This is a genomic window from Streptomyces coelicoflavus (genome assembly GCF_045041415.1).
Lineage (GTDB): Bacteria > Actinomycetota > Actinomycetes > Streptomycetales > Streptomycetaceae > Streptomyces > Streptomyces coelicoflavus.
In genome coordinates this window covers 246,112-266,395 of the sequence record NZ_CP108218.1, presented here as the reverse complement: position 1 = coordinate 266,395, position 20,284 = coordinate 246,112, and the positions used below count along the sequence as shown (strand labels likewise).

At 72.5% G+C, this 20,284-nt stretch carries 19 protein-coding genes; 12 read left to right on the top strand and 7 right to left on the bottom strand.

Features of this window, described 5'->3' with window-relative positions:
- The first annotated feature begins 28 nt into the window (after positions 1–28).
- The 5 genes from OHA99_RS01170 (at position 29) to ykgO (ending at position 4,126) form a co-directional block, all read left to right on the top strand.
- Complete coding sequence (locus tag OHA99_RS01170; RefSeq protein WP_153176288.1) at positions 29–982, top strand: DUF1177 domain-containing protein; 954 nt, start codon at positions 29–31, stop codon at positions 980–982.
- A gap of 2 nt (positions 983–984) precedes the next feature.
- Complete coding sequence (locus tag OHA99_RS01165) at positions 985–2,382, top strand: cytosine permease (RefSeq protein WP_194279810.1); 1,398 nt, start codon at positions 985–987, stop codon at positions 2,380–2,382.
- Complete coding sequence (locus tag OHA99_RS01160; protein ID WP_381502374.1) at positions 2,379–3,707, top strand: M20/M25/M40 family metallo-hydrolase; 1,329 nt, start codon at positions 2,379–2,381, stop codon at positions 3,705–3,707. Before OHA99_RS01165 ends, OHA99_RS01160 begins: the two co-directional genes overlap by 4 nt.
- A gap of 104 nt (positions 3,708–3,811) precedes the next feature.
- On the top strand, positions 3,812–3,976 hold the full coding sequence (rpmG, locus tag OHA99_RS01155) for a 50S ribosomal protein L33 (protein WP_007389579.1): 165 nt from the start codon (positions 3,812–3,814) through the stop codon (positions 3,974–3,976).
- 27 nt (positions 3,977–4,003) lie between these two features.
- Entirely contained in the window at positions 4,004–4,126 is a 123-nt protein-coding gene (gene ykgO / locus OHA99_RS01150; protein ID WP_003978293.1) for a type B 50S ribosomal protein L36, read from the top strand.
- 85 nt (positions 4,127–4,211) lie between these two features.
- Here ykgO and OHA99_RS01145 read toward each other — a convergent pair whose 3' ends face one another.
- Positions 4,212–6,128: a TerD family protein gene (locus OHA99_RS01145; RefSeq protein ID WP_381503332.1), complete on the bottom strand. Its 1,917-nt coding sequence runs from the start codon at positions 6,126–6,128 to the stop codon at positions 4,212–4,214.
- 152 nt (positions 6,129–6,280) lie between these two features.
- Between OHA99_RS01145 and OHA99_RS01140 the strand changes: the two genes are divergently transcribed.
- Positions 6,281–7,354 carry a polyprenyl synthetase family protein gene (locus OHA99_RS01140; RefSeq protein WP_153176285.1) on the top strand — a complete coding sequence of 358 codons (1,074 nt, stop codon included), beginning with the start codon at positions 6,281–6,283 and terminating at the stop codon, positions 7,352–7,354.
- A gap of 49 nt (positions 7,355–7,403) precedes the next feature.
- On the opposite strand, the gene OHA99_RS01135 is transcribed toward OHA99_RS01140, so the two are convergent.
- The 3 genes from OHA99_RS01135 to OHA99_RS01125 form a co-directional block, all read right to left on the bottom strand.
- Positions 7,404–9,173 carry an urease subunit alpha gene (locus OHA99_RS01135; RefSeq protein ID WP_405693536.1) on the bottom strand — a complete coding sequence of 590 codons (1,770 nt, stop codon included), beginning with the start codon at positions 9,171–9,173 and terminating at the stop codon, positions 7,404–7,406.
- Positions 9,166–9,510, bottom strand: a complete 345-nt coding sequence (locus OHA99_RS01130) for an urease subunit beta (RefSeq protein WP_405698874.1) — start codon at positions 9,508–9,510, stop codon at positions 9,166–9,168. Before OHA99_RS01130 ends, OHA99_RS01135 begins: the two co-directional genes overlap by 8 nt.
- Positions 9,511–9,584: 74 nt before the next feature.
- Entirely contained in the window at positions 9,585–9,887 is a 303-nt protein-coding gene (locus OHA99_RS01125; protein ID WP_007389584.1) for an urease subunit gamma, read from the bottom strand.
- Positions 9,888–10,107: 220 nt separating this feature from the next.
- On the opposite strand from OHA99_RS01125, the gene OHA99_RS01120 reads away from it, so the two are divergent.
- Positions 10,108–11,541, top strand: a complete 1,434-nt coding sequence (locus OHA99_RS01120) for a WGR domain-containing protein (protein ID WP_165683635.1) — start codon at positions 10,108–10,110, stop codon at positions 11,539–11,541.
- A gap of 25 nt (positions 11,542–11,566) precedes the next feature.
- Here the strand turns inward: OHA99_RS01120 and OHA99_RS01115 are convergent, their stop codons facing one another.
- Positions 11,567–12,667 (bottom strand): DUF475 domain-containing protein, encoded by a 1,101-nt coding sequence (locus OHA99_RS01115; RefSeq protein ID WP_153176282.1) that lies wholly within the window; start codon positions 12,665–12,667, stop codon positions 11,567–11,569.
- 192 nt (positions 12,668–12,859) lie between these two features.
- Here OHA99_RS01115 and OHA99_RS01110 point away from each other — a divergent pair, with 192 nt between their 5' ends.
- The 5 genes from OHA99_RS01110 to OHA99_RS01090 all read left to right on the top strand — a co-directional run bounded on the left by OHA99_RS01110 (position 12,860) and on the right by OHA99_RS01090 (position 18,751).
- The gene (locus OHA99_RS01110; RefSeq protein WP_153176281.1) at positions 12,860–13,315 is read left to right on the top strand and encodes a Fur family transcriptional regulator; all 456 of its coding nucleotides are present in this window, start codon (positions 12,860–12,862) and stop codon (positions 13,313–13,315) included.
- 24 nt (positions 13,316–13,339) lie between these two features.
- Complete coding sequence (gene katG / locus OHA99_RS01105) at positions 13,340–15,562, top strand: catalase/peroxidase HPI (RefSeq protein ID WP_405693533.1); 2,223 nt, start codon at positions 13,340–13,342, stop codon at positions 15,560–15,562.
- A gap of 155 nt (positions 15,563–15,717) precedes the next feature.
- Entirely contained in the window at positions 15,718–16,719 is a 1,002-nt protein-coding gene (locus OHA99_RS01100; protein WP_153176279.1) for a phosphotransferase, read from the top strand.
- Between the two features lie 59 nt (positions 16,720–16,778).
- Complete coding sequence (locus tag OHA99_RS01095) at positions 16,779–17,045, top strand: hypothetical protein (protein WP_153176278.1); 267 nt, start codon at positions 16,779–16,781, stop codon at positions 17,043–17,045.
- 107 nt (positions 17,046–17,152) lie between these two features.
- A complete protein-coding gene (locus tag OHA99_RS01090) occupies positions 17,153–18,751 on the top strand; it encodes a molybdopterin-dependent oxidoreductase (RefSeq protein ID WP_381547061.1) in 1,599 nt (532 codons plus the stop codon).
- 15 nt (positions 18,752–18,766) lie between these two features.
- On the opposite strand, the gene OHA99_RS01085 is transcribed toward OHA99_RS01090, so the two are convergent.
- Together OHA99_RS01085 and OHA99_RS01080 are read right to left on the bottom strand one after the other, a co-directional pair.
- A complete protein-coding gene (locus OHA99_RS01085) occupies positions 18,767–19,663 on the bottom strand; it encodes an RNA polymerase sigma-70 factor (RefSeq protein ID WP_165683630.1) in 897 nt (298 codons plus the stop codon).
- A gap of 144 nt (positions 19,664–19,807) precedes the next feature.
- The gene (locus tag OHA99_RS01080; protein ID WP_153176275.1) at positions 19,808–20,281 is read right to left on the bottom strand and encodes a carboxymuconolactone decarboxylase family protein; all 474 of its coding nucleotides are present in this window, start codon (positions 20,279–20,281) and stop codon (positions 19,808–19,810) included.
- Positions 20,282–20,284: the final 3 nt, after the last annotated feature.

Below are 20,284 nucleotides of genomic sequence, written 5' to 3'. Positions count from 1 at the left end.
CCCCCGGTGCGGATCAGGAGAACTGCCCATGTTGAAGTACGTCCTGGACCTCGTGGATCTGCTCGACGATCCCGACGTCGACGGCAAGCGCGTCGCCGCCCACCTCGACTCCGTGGCGGGCCCCGAGGGCTCCGGCGCCGAGGTCACCACCGTCACCGGCGAGCGCGGCTCGACGGACTTCGTGCTCGTGCGGATACCGGGCCGGGCCGGCCGTACCCGGGGCGGCTCCGCGCGGACGCTCGGCGTGGTGGGGCGGCTCGGCGGCGTCGGGGCCCGACCGGAGGCGGTCGGCCTCGTCTCCGACGCGGACGGCGCCGTCGCGGCGCTCGCCACCGCCGCCAAGCTGCTCGACATGCGGCGCCGGGGCGACGTGCTCGACGGCGACGTGATCGTCGCCACCCACATCTGCCCGAACGCCCCGACCGCGCCGCACGACCCGGTGCCCTTCATGGACTCGCCCGTCGACATCGCGACCATGAACCGGCACGAGGTCACCGGCGAGATGGAGGCCGTGCTCTCCGTCGACACCACCAAGGGCAACCGGATCATCAACCACAAGGGCCTCGCCCTGTCGCCCACCGTCAAGGAGGGCTGGGTGCTCAAGGTGAGCGAGCGGCTCGGCGAGCTGCTGGCCGTGGTGACCGGTGAGCCCTTGGTCACGTACCCCGTGACCACCCAGGACATCACGCCGTACGGTAACGGTGTACACCACATCAATTCGATCCTGCAGCCCGCCACGGCGACGGCCGCACCGGTGGTCGGCCTCGCGATCACCTCCGCGGCCGCGGTGCCCGGCTGCCAGACGGGCGCGAGCCACGAGACCGACATCGCGGCCGCCGCCCGGTTCGCCGTCGAGACCGCGAAGGCCTACGGCGGCGGACTGCTCGACTTCCACGACGACCAGGAGTTCGACGCGCTCGTGTCCCGCTACGGCTCTCTCACCCGGCTGCAGACCCTCGGCCGCGAACCCGGGGGGTCGTGATCATGACCATGGACAAGAACACCGCAGCGGAAGCGGCCACGGCAGCGGGCACGGGAGCCGTGGGCAGCGACGACTACGCCCTCTCCCGCGTCCCGCGCGACAAGCGGCTCGGCTTCTGGACCATGCTGCTGCAATGGCTCGCGCAGTCGGGCTCCATCTCGCAGTTCACCCTCGGCGCCACCATCGGCGTCGGCATGACCTTCGGCGACGCCTTCCTCGCCTTCACCCTCGGCGCGGTGATCCTCGAAGTCGTCATCTTCGCGATCGGCCTGGCCGGCATGCGCGAGGGGCTCGCGACGCCCCTGCTCACCCGCTGGGCGGGCTTCGGCCGCAACGGATCGGCGCTGGTCAGCCTGGTCATCTCGGTCAGCCTCGTCGGCTGGTTCGGCGTACAGAACACCATCTTCGGCGACAGCGTCTCCGCGCTCGTCGGCGGTCCCTCCTGGCTGTGGTGCACGGCCGCCGGTGCCGCCATCACCGTGCTGGTCATCTTCGGCTTCCGGTACATGGCCGTCTTCGCGAAGATCGTCACGCCGCTGTTCTTCGCCATGGTCGCCTGGTCGGTCACCGACGCGCTCAGCGACCACTCCTTCTCCGAGCTGATCCACTCCCCGCCGCCCGGCGAGACCATCCCGCTCGCCGTCGCCGCGACCGCCATCGCGGGCGGCTTCATGACCGGCGCGATCGTCTCCCCGGAGATGACCCGCTACAACCGCAAGGGCAGCCACGTCTTCCTGCAGAGCGCGTCGTCGATGATCCTCTCCGAGTACATCGTCGGCCTGACCGGCGTCCTGCTCGGCCACATGGTCGGCAGCGGACAGGTCTCCCAGATCGTGCTCTCCACCTCCGGCGTCTTCGGCGTGCTCGTCGTCCTGATGTCCACCGCGAAGATCAACGACTGGAACCTGTACGGCTCCTCGCTCGGCGTCGTCAACTTCTTCCAGGTCGTCTTCGGCAAGCGGGTGCACCGCGGCGCGGTCACCATCGTCCTCGGCATCGCGGGCACCCTGCTCTCCGCGATCGGCATGATGACCCACTTCACCGACTTCCTGTCCGTGCTGGGTGTCGCCATCCCGCCGGTGGGCGGCATCATCGTCGCCGAGTACTGGGTGGTGCGCCGCATGCGGGCACCCCTGGACGCCACCCGCGACGCGGAGACCCTGCCCGCCGGCTCGCCGACCTGGGTGCCGATGTCCCTGGTCATCTGGGCCGCCGCGTTCTGCGTCGGCAAGTTCTACGACGGCGGCATCCCCGCCCTGAACTCCCTGTTGACCGCCTTCGTCCTCTACTGCGTCCTCGGCCTCGCCGGCTGGATCAGGACGTACGGCACCACGGCCCTGGACGACACCACCGAACCCACCCCGGCCGCCTCCGGCACGGCCACCGTAGGAGCACCGTGAGCACCACCGCATCCGCCATCGTCCCGGCCTCCGAGGAGGCACAGCGGGAGGTCGTCGACCTGTGCGCGGAGCTGATCCGCTTCGACACCTCCAACCCCACCAGCGACGAGCGGGCCTGCGCCGACTGGGTCGTGGCCCGCCTCGCCGAGGCCGGCATCGCCTCCGAGCTGGTGGAGAGCGCCCCGGGCCGCGCCAACGTCGTCGCCCGCATCCCCGGCGCCGACACCTCGCGCGGCGCCCTGCTGGTCCACGGCCACCTGGACGTCGTACCGGCCGACGCCGCCGAGTGGCGGGTGCCGCCGTTCTCCGGGGAGATCAGGGACGGCTACCTGTGGGGCCGCGGCGCCATCGACATGAAGGACACGGTGGCCGTCATGCTGGCCACCGCCCGGCACTTCGCCCGCACCGGCACCCGGCCCGCCCGCGAGATCGTCCTCGCCTTCCTCGCCGACGAGGAGGCCGGCGGCAAGTACGGCGCCCACTGGCTGGTGGAGCACCGGCCCGAGCTGTTCGCGGGCGTCACCGAGGCGATCGGCGAGGGCGGCGGCTTCAGCTACGCCCTCGACGACACCCGGCGCCTCTACCCGATCGAGAACGCCCAGCGCGGCATGGCCTGGATGGAGCTGACGGCGTCGGGCCGCGCCGGGCACGGTTCCTCCCCGAACGACGAGAACGCCGTCACCGACCTCGCCGAATCCCTCACCCGCATCGGGCGCCACACCTTCCCCGTCCGGCTGATCGAGCCGGTGCGCGCCCTGCTCGCCGAGGCGGCCCGCCTCCAGGGGGTCGACCTCGACCTCGACGCCGAGGACCTGGACGCCGAACTGGCCAAGCTCGGGCACGTGGCCGACTTCATGCAGGTCGTGCTGCGCAACTCGGCCAACCCGACCATGTTCACGGCCGGATACCAGACCAACGTCATCCCCGGCCGGGCCACTGCCCGCGTCGACGGCCGCTTCCTGCCGGGCCACGAGCAGGAGCTGATCGACACGATCGACGCCCTGCTCCTGCCCTCGGTCTCCCGGGAGTGGGTCAACCACGACATCGCCATGGAGACCTCCTTCGACGGCCCCCTCGTCGACGCCATGTGCGCCGCCGTGCGCGCAGAGGACCCCGACGGCCACCCGGTGCCGTACTGCAACCCGGGCGGCACCGACGCCAAGGCCTTCACCAAGCTCGACATCCGCTGCTTCGGCTTCAAGGGGCTCAAGCTGCCCCACGACCTCGACTACGGCCGTCTCTTCCACGGCGTCGACGAACGCGTGCCGCTGGAGGGTCTGCGCTTCGGGGCGCGGGTGATGACCCGGCTGTGGCAGGAGTGCTGACGGGCACGGCCGCGGGGAATGTCCCCGCGGCCGTCGGCGTTGTGCCGCGTGACTGACATGCGCGGGACAGAACCGCGGCCCGCGCCGAGGTCGGAAGGAGCACCATGGCACGCAGCACCGCACGCCCGGTCGTCAGGCTGAAGTCGTCCGCCGGGACCGGCGTCACCTACGTCACCCGCAAGAACCGCCTCAACGACCCCGACCGGCTCGTCCTGCGCAAGTACGACCCGGTGGCGGGGGAGCACGTGCCGTTCCGCGAGGAACGCTGAACGGCCCCGACGAGCGAGGAGGCAGTCGTGAAGGTCCGCAACTCTCTGCGCGCCCTCAAGGCCAGGCCCGGCGCCCAGGTGGTGCGCCGCCGGGGAGTGACCTACGTCATCAACAAGAAGGACCCGCGCTTCAAGGCCCGCCAGGGCTGAGCGGACGCGCGCTTCCCGGCCCGGCCCCGCGATCGGCGGGGCCGGGCCGCGGTGCGTCCGGGCGCGGGCGGGGACGCGGCCGGGATCAGTCGGTCACGTCGACGCCGTAGCTCCGGGCGAGGGCGTCGAGGCCGTGGTCGTAGCCCTGGCCGACCGCGCGCAGGCGCCAGCTCTCCCCGCGCCGGTAGATCTCCGCCAGGAGCATCGTGCGCTCGGTGGTGGCGGCGTCCAGCGTGGCCTGGGCGAGGGCGGCCGCGCTGGTGCCGGGGCCGGAGACGATGTGCAGCGCGCCCACGTCCCCGAAGGCCGGGGAGCCGTCGATCGCGGCGGCGACGACGACCTTGCGGGCCGAGGGCGGCAACGCGGAGAGGTCCAGGCTGACGGTCTGCTCGGTCGGGCCGTCGCCCAACAGCCGCACCGTGCCGCCCGGGTTCTCCGGGGCGCCGTAGAAGACGAAGTCCTCGTCGAAGGAGACCTGCTCGTCCTCGTCCAGCACGAACGCCACCACGTCGATCTCGCACGCCGTCTGCTGGGCCCACGAGGCGGTGACGGTCCAGCGGTCCGCCGGTCCCCGCCCCTTCGGCAGGGGGAGGTCGACGACGCCGCCGCGCGGCAGCACATGGGCGGCCGCGCGCCCGCCGCCCGCCCCGGGCGCCTCCGTGACCACCGGTGCGACCAGCCATGCCGCGTCGTGGACGGGCAGGAGCAGCGCGGTGATCCTGGTCAGCCGACGGTCCGCGTGGCCGCCGTCGAGGACGACCACGTCGGTGACACCGGCGGACAGGTTGATGGCCGCGGCCCCGCCGAGTTCGACGACACGGGTGCGGGCGGCGACCGCCTCGGGGTGGGTGCCGCCGAGCACGAGGACCCGCCGCCCGGAGAGCGGCCCGCGCGGCTTCGCGGCCCGCTTCGTTCCGGGGTGCGGACCGGCGGCGGCCTCGCCCGGCTCCGGTGCGCGCGGCGTCGGTACGGCGGGCAGCGCGGGGGAGGGCGCGGACTCCGGGGCCTGCACGGCTCCCGGGGCCGCTTCCGTTTCCGGGGCCGGCACGGCCCGGGCGGGTCCGGGCAGCGCCGCGCCCTCGTGCGAGGTGCCGGGGCGGACGTCGCCCAGCAGTCGCAGGAAGGCCGACTCGTCGATCACCGGGACGCCCTCGGCCCGTGCCCGGCGGGCCTTGGCCGAGTCCGCGGCGGAGTCGTTGGTGACCAGGGCACTGGTGTGCCTGCTGACCGAGCCCATCATGTTGAGCCCCGCCGTGACACCCCGCAGCATCAGGTCGGAGCGGGCGGTCCGGGTCTCCCCGGTGACGGCGACCTTCATGCCCTGCACCAGCGGCCCGCCCGGAGCGAGCCGGCCCGGGTTGCGGAAGGCGCACGGCGTCTTCGGCGGCTTCGGCGCGAACTGCGGGTCCTGCCGCGGTGGGCAGGCGACCAGTGGCAGCGGCAGGTCGAGTCGCGCCGCCTGACGCAGCGAGGCGCGCAGCACCCCCGCCAGTACCCGCGTGTCGTCCAGCGCGTCGTGCGCCTGGAGCTGGGGCACGCCGTAGTGCGCGGCGAGCGTGCCGAGTTTCAGGTCGTCGGTCGGCGGGTCGACACGCCGGTTCAGGGCGAGGGTGCACAGCCGCCTGGCCACGGGCAGCCGCAGCCGGGCCCGCGCGAACTCGTGGGCGAGGAAGTCGTAGTCGAACTGGGCGTTGTGGGCGACCAGCACCCGGCCCTCCAGCAGCGCGCCGATCCGCTCGGCCACCTGGTCGAAGGCCGGTGCCCCGCGCAGCCGCTCGGCCGTCAGGCCGTGCACATGCACCGGCCCAGGATCGCAGCCGGGATCCAGCAGGGTCGAGAACTCCCCGGTCTGCGCACCGTCCGGACCGAGGGTCACCACGGCCACGGACAGGACCCGGTCGCGGCGCGGTACGAGACCGGAGGTCTCCACGTCGACCAGAGCCCATTCGAAGGCGTAGTCGCGGAGGTCGGACAGATCGGGGGCGGCAGGCGCGAGAGACATGGAGGAAGGATGGAGGTATATCCACATCTCCTTCAACTCGAACGACCATTGATCCCGTTTTGCGGTGCCCTCGACCCGTGTCGCCCGGCCCTCCGGACCTCCTGACACACTGCTGGACGCGCCACCCGCCCAGGAACCAGGAGGACTTCGTCATGACCGAGCAGCCGCCGGACCGCGTCGCCCGGACCGAGCGCCGGTTCAACACGCTCTTCGCGGAGTACTTCGACACGCTGGGCGCCACCCTGGACGCCCCGTCCTTCAGCCGCTTCACCCCGGAGTGCGTCGGCCTGCTGCGCGACCTGTCGCTGCGCGGCGGCAAACGGATGCGGGTCGTGCTGCTGCACGAGGCCGCGCGCCTGGTGACCGCCGAGCCGGTCGAGGGGCTGGACGCGGCGGCGCTGAGTGTCGAACTCCTCCAGACCCACGGCCTGGTGCACGACGACCTCATCGACGACAGCGCCACCCGCCGGGGCGGCCCCACCACGTACTACGCCTACCGGGAGAAGTTCCCCGGGCACCCCCGGGCCGCGCTCGCCCTGACGGTGCTCGCCGGTGACCTCGCACTGGCCCTCTCCCTGCGCGTGCTCCTGGAGGCCCGGCTGCCCCTCGACGTGCGCCAGGCCATGGTCGAGGTGCAGACCCGGGCCGCGGCCGACACGTTCGTGGGTCAGATCGTCGACCTGGAACGCGACTTCACCACCGCTGTCCCGGACGACGACGTCCTGCACGCCGTCGCCGACCACAAGTCCGCCCGGTACTCCGTCCTGGCCCCCCTGCGCCTCGGACTCCTGGCCGCGGGCGGGCAACCGGAGGCCTACGAAGCCGAGTTGAGCGGCTACGCCCGCCTGCTCGGCATCTGCGGACAGATGCGCGACGACTATCTGGACCTGTTCGGTGACGCGGAGACGATGGGCAAGCCGACCGGCACCGACATCCGCGAGGGCCGGCGCACGTACACCGTGGCCCGCCTTCTCTCCGCCGTGAGCGGCGCCGAGCGGGACTTCGTGAACCAGGCCCTGGGAGACCCCGCCTGCACCGCGGAGACCGTCGCCGAGATCCGCGCGATCGGCGAGCGCACCGGCGTCGCCGACCGCATGCGCGCCGACATGCGGCAGTACGCCGAGCGGGCCCGCCTGGTGGCGGCGGGCTGGCGTCCGCGGTGGCGCGAGGACGCCGTCGCCTTCTTCGAGCGGCTGCCGCGGTGGAGCGTCGAGCGGACCGGGTGATCCGCTCACACCCCGGCCGGCCGGAGGGCGGCGGACTCGTGCGTGCCGGTCAGCAGACGGGCCGCGGCGTCGTCGAGCCGCTGCCGCAGGGTGGCCGTGTCGGGGGCGAGGGCGCTGAGCAGCCTCGCCCCGCCGCCCAGCTCCATGAGGGCGGTGCCGGAGTCGCGGAACGCGTCGGCCGCGCTGTCGCCGGCCGCCGCGTCGGGATCCACGACCAGCAGCGTTCCGGCCGCCGGGCGCCCCGCGGTGACGGCCGGACCGTCCCATCCGGGAGCCGTCGGCCCCGTGGAGAGTTCCTGGTCGTAGAGCGGGCCCTGCCCGGTCTCGACACGTACCCGCTGGCGGTATCCGCCGCAGGGCTCGCCGTACCGGCCGAACACACCTCCTCCTGCAGGACGAGCCGGGCACCCGGCTCCTGCACCGCGGCGTTGGGGTCACCGAGCAGTGCCATCGCGGCCATGCCCGACTTGTAGACGGCCGTCGGCCGCACCCCGAACAGCGCGGGCTCCCACAGGACCAGGTCGGCGAGCTTGCCCGGCTCGACGGAACCGACCTCGCGTTCGAGGCCGTGGATCGTCGCGGGGACGATCGTGTACTTGGCGACGTAGCGGCGGGCGCGGTGGTTGTCGGCCGGGCCGTCGCCGGGCAGCGAACCGCGCAGCTTCTTCATCACATGGGCGCTCTGCCAGGTCCGCCGCACCACCTCGCCGAGCCGGCCCATCGCCTGGGCGTCGGAGGTCATCGCGGAGATGGCGCCCATGTCCTGGAGGATGTCCTCCGCAGCCATGGTCGACGCCCGTACCCGGCTCTCGGCGAAGGCCAGTTCGGCCGGGACGTTCGGGTTCAGGTGGTGGGCGATCAGGCAGATGTCGAGCTGCTCGTCCGCGGTGTTGACCGTGAAGGGCGGGGTCGGCGTGGTCGAGGACGGCAGGACGCAGGACTTGCCCGCGATCCGGATGATGTCCGGGGCGTGGCCGCCGCCGGCGCCCTCGGTGTGGAAGGCGTGGAAGGTGCGGCCGCCGACCGCGCGCAGCATGCCCTCGACGAACCCGGCCTCGTTGAGGGTGTCGCTGTGGATCGCCACCTGGACCCCGGCGGCGTCGGCGACGCGCAGCGCGGTGTCGATGACGGCCGGAGTGGCGCCCCAGTCCTCGTGGACCTTGAAGCCGCCCATCCCCGAGCGCAGTTGCTCCCACAGGGACTCCTCGTTGACCGTGCTGCCCCGGCCCAGGAAGAGCACGTTGACCGGCCACGGCTCGAACCCCTCCAGCATCCGCTCCCTCCACCAGCCGCCCGGCGTCGCCAGAGCCGCCTTCGACCCGTCGGTCGGGCCCGTGCCGCCACCCACGAGAGTCGTGGTGCCGGCCTCCAGGGCGACGATCGACATGTCGGGGGAGACGAAGTGGACATGGGTGTCCACCGTGCCCGCCGTCAGGATCAGTCCGCTGCCGTTGACCATCTCGGTACAGGGACCGACGACCAGGTCCGGATGGACACCGTCCATGATGTCGGGGTTCCCGGCCTTGCCGAGCGCGACGATCCGCCCGTCGCGGACGCCCACGTCGGCCTTCACGACGCCCCAGTGGTCGAGCACCACCACGCCGCCGATCACCAGGTCCGGAGTCCCCTCGGCCCGGGTGGCGTGCGACTGCCCCTGCGACTCCCGCCCGGACTTTCCGCAGCCGAAGACGGTCTCGTCGTCGCCGACGCACCGGTCCTCCTCGACCTCGATGAGGATGTCGGTGTCGGCGAGCCGGATCCGGTCGCCCTTGGTGGGCCCGAGCGAGGCGACGTAGTCGCGCCGGTCGATCTCAGCCATCGAGGGATCCTCCGCAAGCGCCGCGCAGCCCGCGCACGATGCGCCGGCCGCCGAGTGGAACGAGTTCGACCTCGACGGTGGCGCCCGGGTCGAAGCGCCGCATACCGCCGGCCAGGATGTTGAGCCGATGCCCCCAGGCACGTTCACGGTCGAAACGCAGCGCCGGGTTGACCTCGGCGAAGTGGTAGTGCGAACCGACGCTGACCGGCCGGTCGGCCGTGTTGACGACCGAGACGCTGATCACCGGACGGCCCGCGTTGATGGTCACCGGACCGGCTCCGTAGATGATCTGACCCGGCGCGCCCGGCTCCTCGGCCGACTCCGCCCCGGGCTGCACCAGCCCGGTCGACTCCCCCTTGCCCGACCCAGGAACGAGAGACTTGCCGCTGCCCGGACGCCGCTGCCGCTCACTCACTGGATCGGCCCCTGCACCGCGATCAGCTTAGTGCCGTCCAGGAAGGTCGCCTCGACCTGCACCTGGGCGAGCATCTCGGCCACCCCGTCCATCACCTCGTCGCGGCGCAGCACACTGCGGCCCGCGTCCTGAAGCTCCGCCTTGGTACGTCCGTCCCGGGCCCCTTCGAGGAGGAAGGAGGAGATGATCGCCGTGGCCTCCGGCAGGTTGAGCCTGAGGCCGCGGTCCCGGCGCTCCTGGGCGAGTCTGGCCGCCGTGTAGATCATCAGTCGCTCCCGCTCCTGAAGACTGAGCAGCATGACGGTCTCCGCTCCGTCCGTGCCGGCACGGACCGGCTGTTGCCTGTACCGGGAGCCAGCCCGACACGGGGGCGGTCGGAGGGCGGGGTGATGTTGCGCCAGTAGAGGACCCCACGACGTCCGGGCCGCCCACCACGGCCGATTGTCAGTGGCACCTTCTACGGTTCTGTCAGTGGAACCCGCGGAACACGCCGCGGGACCGACCGGGGAGAGGTCTGCCATGTCGAGGACGTACCTGGAGCTGTCGCAGGACGACGGGAGCGCGCACAAGTTCTACGAAGTCATCGTCCAGGGACAGGTCGTGTCGGTGCGCTACGGCCGGATCGGCGCCGCCGGGCAGACCCAGACGTCCACCTTCCCCACCGTCCAGAAGGCCGAGGCCGCCGCGGCCAAGAAGATAGGCGAGAAGATCCGCAAGGGCTACGAGCCCGCCGTGCAGGGACAACGCGCGCCCCGCGCCGTCACCCGCCGGCAGGTGGCCTCCGCCCCCTCCACGGCCCGCGCGGTCGCCCCGGTCCTGTGGCGGTTCCGCACCGGCTCCGCCGCGTTCGGCATCCACATCGACGAGGACAAGTGCTGGGTGGGCAACCAGGCGGGTGATGTCTACACCCTCGCCCACGGCGGCGAGGTCCTCGCCCGCTACCAGCTGCCGGACGGCGTCAAGTGCCTGGTCGCCGACGACTTCTGGATCTACGCGGGCTGCGACGACGGCCGGGTCTACGACCTGTCGTCCAAACTGCCCTTCGCCGCCTACGACATCGCCGCCGACGTGGACATCTTCTGGCTCGACATCCACGAGGGCGTGCTCAACGTCGCGGACCGCGCCGGGCGGCTCACCGTCATCGACCACGAGGACGAGCACCAGTGGTCGCGCGGCGGGCGCGGCGAGCACGCCTGGATGGTGCGCGCCGACGACCGGGCCGTCTACCACGGCCACACCCGCGGCGTGACGGCCCACGCCCCCGACGGCGGCACCGAGCTGTGGCACACGCCCACCCAGGGGGCCGTGCTCTTCGGCTGGCAGGAGGACGACGCGGTGTACGCGGGCACCGCGCGCCACACCGTTCAGCGGCTGTCCAAGGCGACCGGAGCCGTCGAGGCGACGTACCACTGCGACAGCCCGGTCTACTCGTGCGCCACCTCGCCCGGCGGCCGGTTCGTCTTCGCCGGGGACTCCGCGTCCTCGGTCTACTGCTTCGACCGGGACGGCACCCGCCTGTGGAAGCTCGGCTCGGGCGGCGGCTCCGCACTGTCCATGCAGTACCGCGACGAGCGGCTCTTCCTCGTCACCACGGACGGCTCCCTGGTGTGCGTCGACGCGAGCGAGACGGCGGTCGCCGCCGCGCAGCAGGGCTCGGTGCCCGTCGCCCGCGACATCAAGCTCGCGGCCACCCTTCCGACGTACGCGCCGGCCACCGCGGCCGCCGCCGTCGCGACCGTGACCGCGGCGCCCGCGGGCTCGGTGGTCGTCGAGTGCGTCCAGGAGAACGGCCGCACCCGGATCCACGTGGTGTCGGAAGGGTACGACCACGGGTGGAACGTCCAGTTCCCGAGGGCGATCAGGGAACCCGGCGCGCGGTACGTGGTCGACGCGCTGCACGCCGCGTCGGGCGGCTTCTACCGGGTGCGCGGGGACATCAGGCGCCTCCAGTGACGTGCGGCGACGGGGGAGAGCGGCGTCAGGCGGCGGTCCGCAGGGCGCGGTTGCGGCGCACGGACGACCAGAACGACGCACCGATCAGGACGACGCCGACCAGGCCGGTGACGACCTCGTTGATCTGGTACTGGATGGTGACCAGCAGGATCAGCGACAGCGCGCCGATGGCGTAGTGGGCGCCGTGCTCCAGGTAGACGTAGTCGTCGAGGGTGCCCTGGCGGACCAGATAGACGGTCAGGGACCGCACGTACATGGCGCCGATGCCGAGGCCCAGGGCCATCAGGACGATGTCGTTGGTGATGGCGAAGGCACCGATGACGCCGTCGAAGGAGAACGACGCGTCCAGGACCTCCAGGTAGAGGAACATGAAGAACGCGGCCTTGCCGGCCAGCTTGACCGGCGTGTCGCGCCGCCCCGCGCGCCGCGCCTCCTCCTCCGCCTCCTGCTCCCGCTCCTCCTCGTCCTCCAGTTTCTGCTCGAAGAATCCGGAGAGGCCACCGACGACCATGTAGGTGATCAGGCCGGCGACGCCCGCGAGCAGGACCGTCTCCGCCTTGTCGGCGTGCGTGCCCCCGTGCTGGTGGGCGTGGGCGCCGAAGGTGACGGCGGAGACCAGCAGCACGATCAGGGCGATGCAGACCGACAGCATGTCGACGCTGCCCAGCCTGGCCAGCGGACGCTCCAGCCACCCCAGCCACTTGATCTCCCGGTCCTCGAAGACGAAGTCGAGGAAGATCATCAGAAGGAACATGCCACCGAACGCGGCGATCGACGGATGCGCGTCCGTCACCAGCTCCTGATAGCGGTCCTTGTCGGTGAGCGCCAGGTGCACCGCGCTCCAGGGATTCAGCCGCGCACTGATCGCCACGATCACCACCGGGAAGACCAGCCGCATCCCGAACACCGCGATCACGATCCCGACGGTGAGGAAGATCTTCTGCCAGAAGGCGTTCATCTTCTTCAGGATCCCGGCGTTGATCACCGCGTTGTCGAAGGACAGCGAGATCTCCAGGACGGAGAGGATCGCCACGATGCCCAGCGCGGTCCAGCCGTCGTAGAGCACGCCCGCGGCCAGGCCGAGGGCGGTGACGGCAAAGGCCCAGCGGAACGTCTTCCAAAGCACCGGCAACTCATTCCTGTCGTAGCGCCGTACGGGGGGCATCCCATGCCGGTGCCCGCCACGCACGTTGTCTACCACGTTCGTCCCGAGGCGCCCGGACAGGCGTTCCGGACGACGCCCGGGAGCGGCGACCTTCCAGAGTGGAGTCACTCTTTTCCTTGAGTCGTTCGTGTTCCGGAGAGTAGGTTCGCCCCCATGACGGCATCCCGGCACTCCCGGAATCCGGCCACCGCCGACGAGCTGCGCAGGGCGGGACTGCGGGTGACCGCCGCCCGCGTCGCGCTGCTCGAGACCGTCCGGGAGGGCGACCACCTCGACGCCGACGCCCTCACCTCGGGGGTGCGCCGACGGGTCGGGCACGTCTCCCTCCAGGCCGTGTACGACGCCCTGCACGCCCTCACCGCGGCGCGGCTCGTGCGCCGTATCGAACCGCCCGCAAGCCCGGCGCGGTTCGAGGGACGGGTCGGTGACAACCACCACCACGTCCTGTGCCGGTCCTGCGGCGCCCTCGCCGACGTCGACTGCGCCGTCGGCGACGCGCCCTGCCTGACGGCCTCCGGCGACCACGGCTTCGTGATAGACGAGGCCGAGGTCATCTACCGGGGCCTGTGCCCCGACTGCTCCACCCCCGGCAGTTCCCCAGCACCGTGATCCGCCCCGTTCGGAAGGATTCCCATGTCCGAGAACCACGACGCCATCGTGACCGACGCCAAAACCGAGGAGACGGGCGGCTGCCCGGTGGCCCACGGACGCGCCCCGCACCCCACGCAGGGCGGCGGGAACCGCCAGTGGTGGCCGGAGCGGCTCAACCTGAGGATCCTCGCCAAGAACCCGGCCGTCGCCAACCCGCTGGGTGAGGAGTTCGACTACGCCGCGGCCTTCGACGCCCTCGACCTGCCCGCCGTGAAACGGGACATCGCCGAGGTGCTGACCACCTCGCAGGACTGGTGGCCCGCCGACTTCGGCAACTACGGCCCGCTGATGGTCCGGATGGCCTGGCACAGCGCCGGCACCTACCGCATCAGCGACGGCCGCGGCGGCGCGGGCGCCGGCCAGCAGCGCTTCGCCCCGCTCAACAGCTGGCCCGACAACGGCAACCTCGACAAGGCCCGCCGCCTGCTGTGGCCGGTCAAGAAGAAGTACGGCAAGAACCTCTCCTGGGCCGACCTGCTGGTCCTCACCGGCAACGTCGCGCTGGAGACGATGGGCTTCGAGACCTTCGGCTTCGCCGGCGGCCGCGCCGACGTCTGGGAGGCCGAGGAGGACGTCTACTGGGGCCCCGAGACCACCTGGCTCGACGACCGGCGCTACACCGGCGACCGCGAGCTGGAGAACCCGCTCGGCGCCGTCCAGATGGGCCTGATCTACGTCAACCCCGAGGGCCCCAACGGCAACCCGGACCCCATCGCCGCCGCCCGCGACATCCGAGAGACCTTCCGCCGCATGGCGATGAACGACGAGGAGACCGTCGCGCTGATCGCCGGCGGCCACACCTTCGGCAAGACCCACGGCGCCGGCCCGGCCGACGCCGTCGGCGACGACCCCGAGGCCGCCGCCATGGAGCAGATGGGCCTCGGCTGGAAGAGCACCCACGGCACGGGCAAGGGCGGCGACGCCATCACCTCCGGTCTGGAGGTCACCTGGACCAGCACGCCCACCCAGTGGGGCAACGGGTTCTTCAAGAACCTCTTCGAGTTCGAGTACGAGCTGGAGCAGAGCCCGGCCGGCGCCAACCAGTGGGTGGCCAAGGACGCCCCGGAGATCATCCCCGACGCGCACGACCCGGCGAAGAAGCACCGCCCGAGGATGCTCACCACCGACCTGTCGTTGCGCCTCGACCCGGTCTACGGGCCGATCTCCCGCCGGTTCTACGAGAACCCGGAGGAATTCGCGGACGCCTTCGCCCGCGCCTGGTTCAAGCTGACCCACCGTGACATGGGCCCGAAGTCCCTGTACCTCGGCCCGGAGGTGCCCGAGGAGACCCTCATCTGGCAGGACCCGCTGCCCGAGCCCGAGGGCGAGGCCGTCGACGCCGAGGACGTCGCGACCCTCAAGACCAAGCTCCTGGAGTCCGGCCTGTCCGTGGCGCAACTGGTGTCCACCGCCTGGGCCTCGGCGTCCACCTTCCGCGGCAGCGACAAGCGCGGCGGTGCCGACGGCGCCCGCATCCGCCTCGAGCCGCAGCGCGGCTGGGAGGTCAACGAACCCGACGAGCTGGCGCAGGTCCTGCGCGTCCTGGAGGGCGTCCAGCGGGAGTTCAACTCCGGCGCGGGTGCCAAGCACGTCTCCCTGGCCGACCTGATCGTCCTCGGCGGCTCCGCCGCCGTCGAGAAGGCCGCCAAGGAGGCCGGATTCGAGGTGGAGGTCCCCTTCGCCGCGGGCCGCGTGGACGCGACGGAGGAGCACACCGACGCCGAGTCCTTCGAGGCGCTCGAGCCGATCGCCGACGGGTTCCGCAACTACCACGGCAAGGGCAACCGGCTGCCGGCCGAGTTCCTCCTCCTGGACCGGGCCAACCTGCTCACCCTCAGCGCGCCCGAGATGACCGTCCTGGTCGGTGGCCTGCGCGTGCTGGGCGCGAACCACCAGCAGTCCCAGCTCGGTTCCTTCACCCGCACGCCGGGCTCGCTGACCAACGACTTCTTCGTCAACCTGCTCGACCTCGGCATCACGTGGAAGGCGACGTCCGAGGACCAGACCACGTTCGAGGGCCGCGACGCGGCCACGGGCGAGGTCAGGTGGGCCGGCAGCCGTGCCGACCTGGTGTTCGGCTCGAACGCCGAACTGCGGGCGCTCGCCGAGGTCTACGCGAGCGACGACGCCAAGGAGAAGTTCGTGCACGACTTCGTCGCCGCCTGGGTCAGGGTTATGAACCTCGACCGCTTCGACCTGGCCTGATCCGCCTCGTCCGCCCCACGGCCGCAGGACCGGCCGGACCGGCACCGGCCGGTACCGGTCGGCCCGGCCGGCACCGGCCGGTACCGCCGGCCCGGGCGGCCTTCGCGGGGCGGAATCCGGTGGCCCCGCACGGCGCAGGATGGTGGGATGGCCCGATGCTCAGTGATGCGCCGGTGGCCGTGGACCGGGGGCGGTACCAGGACACCGTCACCCCCTGGGAGGAACCGGCCTGGCGCGCCGAGGCACTCGACTGGGTGCGGGCCGGGCTCACCGCCCACGGCATCCGGCCGACGGGACGGTGGCGGGTACGGCTGCGACCCTGGTCCGTCGTGCTGCGGCTGTGCGTGGCCGGACAGGACCCGGTCTGGTTCAAGGCGAACCCGCCGGCCAGCGCCTTCGAGGGCGCGCTGACCGCGGCACTGGCCCGCTGGGTCCCCGGGCACGTCCTGCGGCCGTTGGCGGTGCACACCGACCGGGGCTGGTCACTGCTGCCCGACGGGGGACCGCTCTTCCGGGACGTCCTCGCACGGGAGACGGTCGCTCCCGGTGCGTGGGAAGAACTCGTGCGCCAGTACGCGGCCGTGCAGCACGCCCTGACCCCGCGCGCGAGCGCGATCGCGCGCCTGGGCGTACCCGCCGTGCCCACGGGCGCGCTGCCCGGCGTCCTCGACCGGTTCGACGCCACCACGCTGCCGCCCCGCGACCTGAACGCGCTGCGGGAACTGCGCCCCCGCCTGCTCGAATGGTGCGCGGAACTCGCGGACCTGGGCGTGCCCGACTCCCTCGACCACACGGACCTGCACGACGGCCAGTTGTTCCGCCCCGCGCCCGGCAGGTTCACCTTCTTCGACTGGGGCGACGCCGTCGTGGCCCACCCCTTCGGGGGCCTCGCCGTCCCCGCCCGCCGGGCCGTCGAGCACCACGGACCTTGGGTGCTGCCGCGCCTGCGCGACGCCTACCTCGAGCCCTGGACGGGCGCCGGGCGTTCGACCGCCCAGCTGCGGCGTGCGGTGAGCCTCGCCTGGCGGCTCGGCGCCCTGAACCGGGCCGCCGCCTACGGCAGGCTCTTCCCCACCGCCTCCGGTGCCGCCGGCGCCGCCACGGCCGCGGCGGGCGCACGCTGCCTCCTCGAACTGCGGGACGAACCCCCGGTCTGACGGCGGCCCGCCCCTGCGCGCGCGGGCCGTTGTCAGTGGCGGGTGCGAGGCTTCACCTCATGGATGAGGTGGAGTTCATGCGCGGCAGGGTCTACGGCGCCGACCACGACAACCCCGGACCGCGCGCCGGACGCGTCTACGCGCATCTGGTGGGCGGTCCCCTGGACGGCCTGCTGCTGGACGTCACGGACCTCACGGAACAGGAGCGCGGCCGCGGGGTGGCACTGGCGACGGAGATAGGCCGTTACGGGCCGGGCGGCCGGGCCTCCTACACCCCGAGGCCGGGCGACGCACGCCGCTTCGACTGGCGGGGCGACGTTCCCTGAAACCCGGCACCGCGCCCGTCCCGGCGCCCGCCCGTGCGCGGACCGGGTGCCGCGCCTGCTCGCCGGCGGTCACCAATCCGCGTGCCGCGCGGCCCCGGATTACCGACGTGACTGACGAAGACAAGACCCCACGGAACGCGTCGGCCGGAACCTGGAGCCGCCTGGGTCTGGGGGCGCTGAGCGGACTCCTGGCCGGGGGCGCCGCGCTCGCCGTCGCCGAGTTGACGGCGGCGGCCCTGCGCCCGCAGGCGAGCCCGGTCGTCGCGGTGGGCGGAGCCGCGATCGACCGTACGCCGACCGCCGTGAAGGACTGGGCGATCCGCACCTTCGGCACCAACGACAAGCTGGTGCTCCAGCTCGGCATTCTCGCCGTGCTGACCCTGTTCGCCCTGGCCCTCGGCGCGTTCGCCGTCCGCCGCCGGCGCACCGGCGCCGCGGGAGTCCTCGTCTTCGGAGTCGTCGGCGCCGCGGCGGCCCTCGGCAGGCCCGACTCCGCCGGCGTCACGGACGCCTTCCCCTCCGTCCTGGGGGCGGTCGCCGGCGCGGTGCTCCTGTACTTCCTCGTGGGGCTCCTTCCGGCACCGCCCCGGCAGGCACCGGCGGAGCGGGGCGAGGGCTGGGACCGGCGCCGCTTCGTGATCGCGGCGAGCGCCGCGGCCGCGGCCTCGGCCGGTGCGGGTGTCCTGGGCCGGGCCCTGAGCGGTGCGGGCGGCCGGGAGGCGGTCGCCTCCCGTGAGAACGTCACCCTTCCGCCGCCCGGCTCACCGGCCCCGGCGGTGCCCCGCGGCGCACAGGTCAGGGTGGCGGGCGTCAGCCCCTTCGTCACACCCAACAGCGACTTCTACCGGGTCGACACCGCCCTGGTGGTCCCCAAGGTGGACGCCACGGCCTGGCGGCTGCGCATCCACGGCGACGGGGTCGCCCGGGAGAGGACGCTGACCTTCGACGACCTCCTGCGGCGGGAGCTGATCGAGCGGGACATCACCCTCACCTGTGTGTCGAACGAGGTGGGCGGCCCGTACGCCGGCAACGCCCGCTGGATCGGCGTCCGCCTCGCCGACCTGCTGGAGGAGTGCGGCGTCCGGCCGCCGTCCGGAGGCGGCCCGGCGGACCAGCTCGTGGCCCGCTCCGTGGACGGCATGACCATCGGCAGCCCCGTCGAGGACGTCATGGACGGCCGCGACGCCATGCTCGCCGTCGGCATGAACGGCGAGCCCCTGCCCTTCGACCACGGCTTCCCCGTCCGCATGCTCGTGCCCGGACTCTACGGCTACGTCTCGGCCTGCAAATGGATCGAGGACATCGAGCTGACCACCTTCGACGCCTACGACTCGTACTGGGTCAAGCGCGACTGGGCCCGCGAGGCACCGATCAAGACCCAGTCCCGGATCGACACCCCGAAGCCCTTCGCCCGGCCGAAGGCGGGCACGGTGATGGTCGCCGGAGTCGCCTGGGCCCAGCACCGCGGCATCGACAAGGTCGAGATCCGCGTCGACGACGGCCCCTGGCAGGAGGCCACCCTGGCCGCCGAGGACTCGCGCGACACCTGGCGGCAGTGGTCGTACGCCTGGCAGGCCACCAAGGGCGGCCACAACCTCACCGTGCGGGCCACCGACCGCACCGGCGAGGTGCAGACCGAGAAGCGCACCCGCACCGTGCCCGACGGCGCGAGTGGATGGCACTCGGTCGTGGTGACGGTGGACTGACGGCCGGACCGCCGTTCAGCGGGCGGGCGAGTCCGCGTAGGCGGACAGCTTGGCCGGGCTCATCACCCACATGATCCGGTCGATGCCCTCCGGCGAGACGTCCACGGACAGCAGGGCCACCGCGTCCTCGCCGGCCTGGACGAGGACCGCGGGACGGCCGTTGGCCTCGACCGGGCGGACCCGCGAACCCGGCCAGAAGCGGGGCGCGAAGGCCACCAGGTACCTGGCGACGCGCGACCGGCCGACGACCGGAATCCTGGACGCGCCCCGCATTCCGCCACCGTCGGTGTAGCTCACCACGTCCGCGGCGAGGACGTCCTCGAGCGCCCGGAGATCACCGGTGCGCGCCGCGGTGAGGAACACGTCCAGCAGACGCCGGTGTTCGGACGCGCCGACCCGCTCGCCGCGCTCGGCGGCCAGGTGCTTGCGGGCCCGGCTCACCAGCTGGCGGGTGTTGGCGGGGCTCGTCTCCAGCATCTCGGCGATCTGGCCGTAGGGGTAGTCGAACGCCTCCCGCAGTACGTACGCGGCCCGCTCCACCGGGTTGAGCTTCTCCAGGAGGTGGAGCACCGCCAGCTCGACCGCCTCCGCCCGCTCGGCACCCATCTGCGGATCCGCGCTCGTGTCGACCGGCTCGGGGAGCCAGGGCCCGACGTACGTCTCCCGCCGCACCCGGGCGGACCGGGCCGTGTTGATCGAGAGCCGGGTCGTCATGGTGGCCAGGAAGGCCGCCGGCTCCACCACCCCGGCGCGGTCGGCCTTCTGCCACCGCATCCACGTCTCCTGGAGGACGTCCTCGGCCTCCACCGTGCTGCCGAGCACGCGGTAGGCGATGCCGAAGAGTCGCGGGCGCGCCGCGACGAAGTCCTCGGTCGCCTTCTCGAGGGCGTCGACGTCGTCCCCGGCGTGCATGGACGTTCCTTCCGGCCTGGAGGCCCCCCACACTACAACCGGCACGAAGCGCCGTCCTGTTCTCCCGGAGCGAGCCCCGGGACGTCTCGTCCACGGACCGGGTGCGGGCCCGGCCGGACGGGCCGGCCGGGCGGGCGGTGCGGGTCAGCCGAACTGCCCGGGCCGGTAGCCGCCGGCGGGCTGCTGGTTGATCACGTTGATGCGGTTGTACGCGTTGATGATCGCGACGAGGGAGAGCAGCGCGACGAGCTGGTCCTCGTCGTAGTACTTGGCCGCGCCGGCCCAGGCCTCGTCCGTGACGCCGCCCGCCGCGTCCGCGATACGGGTGCCCTGCTCCGACAGCTCCAGCGCGGCACGCTCGGCCTCGGTGAACACCGTGGCCTCCCGCCACGTGGCGATCAGGTTGAGCCGCTGCTGGGTCTCACCGGCGGCGGTGGCGTCCTTGGTGTGCATGTCCGTGCAGAAGCCGCAGCCGTTGATCTGGCTGGCGCGGATCTTCACGAGCTCCTGGGTCGCTGTGGGCACGCCCGACTCGGAGGCGGTCCTGGCCGCCGAGTTGATGTGCTTCAGGATCTTGCCCGCGAAGGGGTTGCCGAAGAAGTCGAGACGCGGTTCCATCAG

Bases quoted from the DNA above. Each gene is read 5' to 3' on its own strand.
- OHA99_RS01135 (WP_405693536.1), bottom strand. From the start codon at position 9,173: ATGGCTGAGATCGACCGGCGCGACTACGTCGCCTCGCTCGGGCCCACC.
- rpmG (WP_007389579.1), top strand. From the start codon at position 3,812: ATGGCACGCAGCACCGCACGCCCGGTCGTCAGGCTGAAGTCGTCCGCC.
- katG (WP_405693533.1), top strand. From the start codon at position 13,340: ATGTCCGAGAACCACGACGCCATCGTGACCGACGCCAAAACCGAGGAG.
- OHA99_RS01095 (WP_153176278.1), top strand. From the start codon at position 16,779: ATGGATGAGGTGGAGTTCATGCGCGGCAGGGTCTACGGCGCCGACCAC.
- OHA99_RS01145 (WP_381503332.1), bottom strand. From the start codon at position 6,128: ATGTCTCTCGCGCCTGCCGCCCCCGATCTGTCCGACCTCCGCGACTAC.
- OHA99_RS01125 (WP_007389584.1), bottom strand. From the start codon at position 9,887: ATGCTGCTCAGTCTTCAGGAGCGGGAGCGACTGATGATCTACACGGCG.
- OHA99_RS01140 (WP_153176285.1), top strand. From the start codon at position 6,281: ATGACCGAGCAGCCGCCGGACCGCGTCGCCCGGACCGAGCGCCGGTTC.
- OHA99_RS01165 (WP_194279810.1), top strand. From the start codon at position 985: ATGACCATGGACAAGAACACCGCAGCGGAAGCGGCCACGGCAGCGGGC.
- OHA99_RS01120 (WP_165683635.1), top strand. From the start codon at position 10,108: ATGTCGAGGACGTACCTGGAGCTGTCGCAGGACGACGGGAGCGCGCAC.
- OHA99_RS01110 (WP_153176281.1), top strand. From the start codon at position 12,860: ATGACGGCATCCCGGCACTCCCGGAATCCGGCCACCGCCGACGAGCTG.
- OHA99_RS01080 (WP_153176275.1), bottom strand. From the start codon at position 20,281: ATGGAACCGCGTCTCGACTTCTTCGGCAACCCCTTCGCGGGCAAGATC.
- OHA99_RS01085 (WP_165683630.1), bottom strand. From the start codon at position 19,663: ATGCACGCCGGGGACGACGTCGACGCCCTCGAGAAGGCGACCGAGGAC.
- OHA99_RS01100 (WP_153176279.1), top strand. From the start codon at position 15,718: ATGCTCAGTGATGCGCCGGTGGCCGTGGACCGGGGGCGGTACCAGGAC.
- OHA99_RS01170 (WP_153176288.1), top strand. From the start codon at position 29: ATGTTGAAGTACGTCCTGGACCTCGTGGATCTGCTCGACGATCCCGAC.